The organism is Actinacidiphila sp. bgisy145 (assembly GCF_057708125.1).
Genome location: NZ_JBYIRL010000132.1, coordinates 1 through 605, shown reverse-complemented (window position 1 = coordinate 605; position 605 = coordinate 1). Strand labels below are relative to the sequence as shown.

The following is a 605-nucleotide window of genomic DNA, read 5'->3' as shown; positions in this document are numbered from 1 at the left end:
AAGCATCCCGTGCCGCATCGCCTGCACCATCTTGATCACACCCGCCACACCCGCAGCCGCCTGCGTGTGACCAATATTCGACTTCACCGACCCCAACCACAACGGCCGACCCTCCGGCCGACCCTGCCCATACGTCGCCAGCAACGCCTGCGCCTCGATCGGATCACCCAACGCCGTACCAGTGCCATGCGCCTCCACCACATCCACATCACCCGGCTGCAACCCCGCACTCGCCAACGCCGCCCGAATCACCCGCTGCTGCGACGGACCATTCGGCGCCGACAGACCATTACTCGCCCCGTCCTGATTCACCGCGCTACCGGCCACCACCGCCAACACCCGATGCCCACGCGCGCGAGCAACCGACAACCGCTCCAACACCACCACGCCAACGCCCTCACCCCACCCGGTGCCATCAGCCGCCTCCGCAAACGGCTTGCACCGCCCATCAGCAGCCAACCCCCGCTGCCGCGCAAACTCAGCGAACACTCCCAAAGCAGCCATCACCGTAACCCCGCCAGCCAACGCCAGCGAGCACTCACCCGACCGCAACGCCTGCGCCGCCAGGTGAATCGCCGTCAACGACGACGAACACGCCGTATCAA

1 protein-coding gene is annotated in these 605 nt (G+C 66.8%); it reads right to left on the bottom strand.

What is annotated here, in order from left to right:
• The coding region (locus AC3ERT_RS36625) for a beta-ketoacyl [acyl carrier protein] synthase domain-containing protein (protein WP_435179515.1) at positions 1-605 on the bottom strand (605 nt) is incomplete at both ends.